We start from the raw sequence: 6188 nt of genomic DNA, 5'->3' as shown, positions 1-6188 counted from the left end.
AACGTCCCGTATAAAAACTGTGCGAGCGGGCGAGCGTGATTGTCCGCAGGACAATCCGCTGAGCAAGCGAGCACGGAATTTCGATTCAAGACAGGTTTTAGCATTGTTTTTATATAGTGTTGTGCTTTCGTGCTTTATTTTATCTCTACAACCGACACAATTTTGGCTGCCGGCTTTTCACAGTCTGAATCCGTAAGAGATAGTCCGAAAGCTTCATTTAAAACGGTTCTAACTATTCTAACCGTCCGTGTCTGCCTATCTCCTTTCTTAGGGAAATGTAAATTGGTTCTTATGTGAAATAAGATATCGTTAGCCTCAGTAAAATAATTATCTAAATCCGATATTTCTTTACTTCTGGAGCCTAAAGGATTCCAAGTAGTCAGAATAGCCTGAACATCTTCACTTTCCTTTTCTCTTCTTTTAAATTCCTCAGTTTGTTGATAGTCTGTCATATTATTTGTTTTTGCATGAAGCACAACGTTTATGTATAAGAATAGTTGCGGGTTTGTATGCGAGGATTTTCCGAAGGAAAATCAGACGTTACAAACACGCAACGACCTTTGATTAAGCACTAAGCCGTAATTATTTTTATACGGTGTTAGCACACGTTTTTATTCCGATTTTTTATATTCGTATTGCTTGTCAAACAATCCGCCTTTATTTTTATAAATCAGTTTCTTTTTGTCAACTTCAATCAGAATATAATTCCGATTTCCAATAGTCAGAATTGAGTCAGTCAATTTATAAGTCGCATCATATTCATTTCCCATTTGGTTAATAAATATTGTTTTGTCCTTATTAAAAGTCAGAGTGGTTTCCAATTCCGTTTTTGAGTCAGATTCCGATTTAGAGTCATTTTCTGTAAGTGGCTCAATATCGTCAGGGAAAGAGTTCGTTTCCGCAACCAAAATCCATTTTCCGATTAGTTTTTTTTCAGATTCAGATTGAGCTGTGCAAGAGCTAATTCCGAAAATTAAAGTAAGGATTATTAAAATTCTCATAGTTTTTCTCAAATGTGTGCTAACGTTTAGTATAAAAGAAGTAAGGCAGAAAATAAGCAATTACCTTTCGGATAATCCACAAGCCAAATCTTTTGCATTTTGTTTTATATTTTTATTCTAAAGCCAAATCAAAAGATTTGGCGACCTCGCAAATAAGACTGAAACATTGGGTTTAGCACTGACTTGCCCTATTTTTTTTATACATTGTTAGCATACGTTATTCCTTTTGATTCATTATTTGAACGAACGTTTCGTGTAAATAAATCAATCTCAATTTTTCCTCCGCACTTTTGTTATATAAAATTATTTCTATTTCTATTTCTGGTCTTAATTCTTTTAAAGGTCCGACGAACATTTCCGATTCCACTTTTGCAATAGTATCGAGATAATTTGTTTTCCCTTGCAATATTAAATTTCCAATTATTTGTTTGGCTTGATTCATTGTCGGATTTTCTGAATCTCTGAAATAGTCGCTAATTTTGATTTTTCCGTTTTCAATGTCTGGGTTATAGGTAAATCCATAAATACTATCATTTGTCAAAATAGCTCCTTTTTTAGTGAAGTCCGATGGTAATGAATTGTTTATTGACTTTTGCTCAATTATAGCTAATGAGTCCGATTCAGTTAATTTAATATTAAACAATTCAATTATTTCATTCAGCTTTTTTGCTCTTTCAGCTACTGATTTTTTTTGATTCTCGATTAAGATTTCTTTATAGCCTTTTCCATTAATGGCTCGATAAAGACTATCCGTTTTTTTGTCAATCGATTTGGTAAAAGATTCTGATTCATAAACTTCCCAGGAACTTTTCAGTTTGTCAGTATATAATTCTTTAAAATCTTGTCCATTTACAAATGAAGAAGCGAATATTAATATGAATACGATTTTTTTCATAATGTATGCTAACGGTTTTGTGTATGATTAGTGGCGTGTTTAAGCACCTAATTTAGCAAATAAAAACCGAATAGAAAATCCGCGAGGATTTTCGTAAGTAGGCGAGAACCAGCCATTAATTATACACGTTGTAAGTAGTGCTTTTTTAGTTCACTTACTTAATTTCAAAATCCGAAATGCTCCTTGAATTACCAATGCAAAAACAATTGTTCCGATAATCAAATCAGGTTTATTAGAACTCAAATAATGCACTAAAATTCCTGCAATAATTACTCCCAAATTGATAATCACGTCATTCGAAGTGAAAATCATACTCGCTTTCATATGTGCTTCTTCTTTGCTCATTGACTTTTGCAAAATATAAAGACAAATTCCGTTTGCAATAAGTGCAAAAATCGAAACTATAATCATTGTTGAAAAATCGGGAAGTTTCTCGTTTCCGAAAAATCTTCTCAAGACTTCTACAAATCCAATAATCGCAAGTATTATTTGAAAATATCCAGCAAGTTTGGCAATCCGTTTTTTCTTTATTACTGTTCCGCCAACCGCAAACAAACTAATTCCGTACACAAAACTGTCCGCAAGCATATCTAAACTATCGGCAACAAGTCCCATAGATTTTGAGATAATTCCTGTTGTCATTTCAATAATGAAAAAAGCAAAATTTATGGCAAGTACAGACCAAAGTAGTTTTTTCTGATTTTCGTTTTCTTTAAATTCCGTTTGGTCGGTTTGTTCCGTTGAGATTTTTTTTCCACCTAAATTCAATTCGATAACGGACTTTTCGATTTGGTCAATTTCTCCGCTGTGAAAAACGGTCAATTTTCGATTCGGAATATCAAAGTCCAAATTCGCAATGCTTGAAATTCCGTCCAATTTCATTCGGATAAGATTTTCCTCTGAAGGACAATCCATTTTGGTAATTTCAAATATTGTTTTATTCACTTGGTTTCTGGGTTTTTCGGCATTACTTACAACGGTCTAGGCTATGAGTAGTTGCGTGGTTTAGCGGTTAAATTTGCAAGTACACACCAAGCTGAAAATCCGCAAGGATTTTCAGAAGTAGGCGAGAACAAGCAATTACTTATAGCCATTGTTGGCAAATCGTTTTTTTATTTAAAATATTTTTTAGCATCTTCCCATATTTGATATTTGCTATGCTCTCCTAAATAATAGTAAAATTTTCCGTCAGGCTTAATTAGAATAAAATTTCCATATCTGACTTCGTAGGGGAAAAAAAGTTTTTTTAGTAAATCATCTTTATCTGCTTTCCAATTTATTCTTTTTTGATGATTATATTCAAGATTATCACATTCAGATGAGTGTATCCAGAATTGATTAATATTCGCGATTTTGTGCAGTTTTTTTAAGTAATCTCTATGTAAAACATTCCATCCTGATTTTGAGTTAGTATTTTCATTCTTTTTCGGATATGCAGTTAAGTAGTTAATAACAATATTGTGAGTTGAGTCAATTTTTTTTTCTGTCAATTCCGTTAAGTATGATTTTAAATTCTCAAAAGTATTTTTGTCAAGTTGTCCGAATTTTTGTCGAGTTACCAATAAACCTATTTGAGTTGTATCATTCTCAAAATATAAATCTAAATTTTTACTATAATCTTTAGTTTTAATGAAATTTTCTTTACTTATTTTTTCTCCACTTTCATTATAGAAAATCATTGGTTTTTCTTGACCGGAAGTAAGGTAAGTGAATAAGATAAATATGAATGTTAATCTCATAGTTTGATATTAGGGTTAAATGTTTGCCAACGGTCTCGTATAACCGTCAGTTACGGATTTAAAGTTAATGATTTTCGGTTTAACACGGACGTTAGCAATTCCGAGTGGATTCGGACGTAGTCGAATCCGCCGTAATTGCGGTTATACATTGTTGAACTAAACCTAAAGGTAGCTTCACGAGACGTTTCCATCACGATTCACTACCTTTAGGATCAAGGTTTAATGTAATACTCAATATTATGAAAAAAAAACGACACCCTCATTGAAAGGGCCTGTATTTCCGTTCCAGAGTTTGCAAAACTCTACCAAAAATTAAAGCGTTCCGTTGAGCTGGCCGGCAAGAGCCAGAGTACCCTTACCAACTATGCGCGCTGCCTGGCGCACCTTGCCCTCCATTTTAACTGTAGTCCACTTGCCCTGGATGAAGAACAGATCTTGGACTATCTACACGTTTTAAAGTCGCAGCACAAGACGCCATCCGACAGTTTTTTCAAGCACACCGTCTACGGGCTTCGCTATGCCTATCGCCTCTTTGGGATGAACGAGATGCGTGTGGTTCTTCCTTCCATTGAACGTCCCAAGACACTCCCGGTGGTATTGAACCAAAGAGAGATAAAACAACTGTTGAAGACCCCTAAACTGCTCAAGCACCGCTTGGTCCTGGCCATGCTCTATGGCTGTGGACTTCGCAATTTTGAACTGTGCAACCTACAGCGCAAGGACTTGGATTTTGATAGGATGATGCTGCACGTGCGCCAGGGGAAAGGGCGCAAGGATCGTTATGTTCCCCTGTCCAAAATGCAGGTCCGCGGCCTACAGAGATACTTCCTGGCAGAAAACCCGGATACGTGGTGTTTTACGGGCAATGACAAATCAGGCAGACCGAGCCGGATCTCTTCCCAGGGCGTTCAGTGGATCGTCCGCGAGGCTCGCAGGCACAGTGGCATCCAAAAGGAGATCACCGCCCATATCCTGCGGCACAGCTATGCCACCCACTTGCTGGAAATGGGTCTGGACATTATGAGCGTAAAGGATCTTTTGGGACATGCAGATATCCAGACCACCCTTATCTACCTCCATGTGGCACAATCGGGCAGGCAAAGGCCGTTCAGTCCGCTGGACAGGCTTTATGGCCAATAGGGATGTCCAAGCCTGTCCATGAAGTAGCCCATATCCTGGAGCGAAACAGGGAGCACCTTGCCGCTCATTGTGCCAATAGCTGGCAAGAACGTACCCTGCACGCGTTGCGCAAATGTCGGACCTCGGCCTTGGGCGGTCACATCGATCGTTGTGAGAATCCAACCTGCGGTAGGTTGCACCTTAGTTATAACAGTTGTCGCAACCGTCACTGTCCGAAGTGCCAGGGCCATAAAAAAGAGGAATGGATCCGCGCCAGGGAGGCAGATCTGTTGAAGGTTCCCTACTTCCATGTAGTGTTTACCATACCTGCGGAGCTGAACCGGTTATGTCTGTACGAACCAAAGTTGGCGTACGGTCTTCTGTTCAAAACAGCTTGGGGCATTATCCGGGATTTTGGTGGCAATCCCAAGTTTTTGGGCGGCCGGATGGGAATGGTCGCCATCCTGCACACTTGGGGGCAGAACCTTTCGCTGCACCCGCACCTGCACTGTATAGTTCCCGGGGGTGGCATTGCCAGATCGGGCAAATGGAAACCTGCCAAGAGTAAGGGAAAGTATCTGTTCCCTGTAAAGGCAATGAGTAAGGTCTTCAGGGCTCGATTTGTGGCCGGATTGCGTAAAGCGCTGGGGAAGCAACAACCTCCCTCTTTTTACCAAAGCCTGTTCCAACATCATTGGGTGGTCTATTGCAAGCGTCCGTTCTTGGGGCCTTCACAGGTAGTGGAATACTTGGGCCGCTATACCCATAAGATTGCCATCAGTAACCATCGGATAAAAGGTCTGGAAGGCGGAAACGTACGGTTCATGGTAAAGGATTATCGGCACGGGGGCAAGAAATCTGTGCTTGCGCTGCCCGATGCCGAATTCATCAGGCGCTTCGCACTACATGTCCTGCCCAAGGGATTTACACGGATCAGGCATTATGGTATTTTGAGCAGTTATTACAAAAGAACTGTGATCCCGCAGCTCCAGAAAGACCTGGGAATGCCAAAGCTTGGGGAGACAGGGCCATTGATGCACCGAAAATGTCCAATATGCAAAAAGGGAAACCTTGTTACCGTTGCAACTTTTACCGCCCGTGGACCACCAGGGCACTGGCTGGAGCAGATCAATAATCAAATAAAACGACCTATATAAAAAAAAGCGCAAGTCACGCGCAACAGGATATCTATGGTCAAAAATGAAGGAAACTGAGTGAAAAACGTTGAAAAGAAGCGAAGAGGAACTGCAAAACCAATCTTGCACTTCTAATCTTCAATAATAAAGCAAGCAAATACTCCCAAACAAAAAAATCAACTATTAAAAACCCATCTTAAATCCAATCAATCCCCATAGTAGGCAAACCGACCAACACCGGTTCAGTCAACACGGCATTCATGTTGGGTCGTACCGACCACACGAATGCTTAGTTATT

The 6188-nt window shown here is 39.2% G+C and carries 7 protein-coding genes; 2 read left to right on the top strand and 5 right to left on the bottom strand.

Annotated features, from left to right (window positions below; all coding sequences use genetic code 11):
• Positions 1-134: 134 nt before the first annotated feature.
• The 5 genes from H3Z82_RS19130 to H3Z82_RS19110 all read right to left on the bottom strand — a co-directional run bounded on the left by H3Z82_RS19130 (position 135) and on the right by H3Z82_RS19110 (position 3635).
• Positions 135-452: a hypothetical protein gene (locus H3Z82_RS19130; RefSeq protein WP_139856850.1), complete on the bottom strand. Its 318-nt coding sequence runs from the start codon at positions 450-452 to the stop codon at positions 135-137.
• Positions 453-611: 159 nt separating this feature from the next.
• Positions 612-1001 (bottom strand): hypothetical protein, encoded by a 390-nt coding sequence (locus H3Z82_RS19125; protein ID WP_182207083.1) that lies wholly within the window; start codon positions 999-1001, stop codon positions 612-614.
• Positions 1002-1218: 217 nt separating this feature from the next.
• The gene (locus H3Z82_RS19120; protein WP_182207082.1) at positions 1219-1896 is read right to left on the bottom strand and encodes a hypothetical protein; all 678 of its coding nucleotides are present in this window, start codon (positions 1894-1896) and stop codon (positions 1219-1221) included.
• A 150-nt stretch (positions 1897-2046) separates the two neighbouring features.
• Positions 2047-2841, bottom strand: coding sequence for a cation transporter (locus H3Z82_RS19115; RefSeq protein WP_182207081.1), 795 nt, complete (start codon positions 2839-2841; stop codon positions 2047-2049).
• 167 nt (positions 2842-3008) lie between these two features.
• Positions 3009-3635 (bottom strand): hypothetical protein, encoded by a 627-nt coding sequence (locus H3Z82_RS19110; RefSeq protein WP_182207080.1) that lies wholly within the window; start codon positions 3633-3635, stop codon positions 3009-3011.
• A gap of 261 nt (positions 3636-3896) precedes the next feature.
• Here H3Z82_RS19110 and H3Z82_RS19105 point away from each other — a divergent pair, with 261 nt between their 5' ends.
• Entirely contained in the window at positions 3897-4775 is an 879-nt protein-coding gene (locus H3Z82_RS19105) for a tyrosine-type recombinase/integrase (protein WP_317172476.1), read from the top strand.
• Between the two features lie 2 nt (positions 4776-4777).
• Positions 4778-5911 carry an IS91 family transposase gene (locus tag H3Z82_RS19100; protein ID WP_182202983.1) on the top strand — a complete coding sequence of 378 codons (1134 nt, stop codon included), beginning with the start codon at positions 4778-4780 and terminating at the stop codon, positions 5909-5911.
• The last annotated feature ends 277 nt before the right edge of the window (positions 5912-6188 follow it).

It is taken from the genome of Gelidibacter maritimus (assembly GCF_014062315.1).
GTDB lineage: Bacteria > Bacteroidota > Bacteroidia > Flavobacteriales > Flavobacteriaceae > Gelidibacter > Gelidibacter maritimus.
The sequence above is the reverse complement of the archived record's forward strand: the minus strand, read 5'-3'. Positions and strand labels throughout refer to the sequence as shown.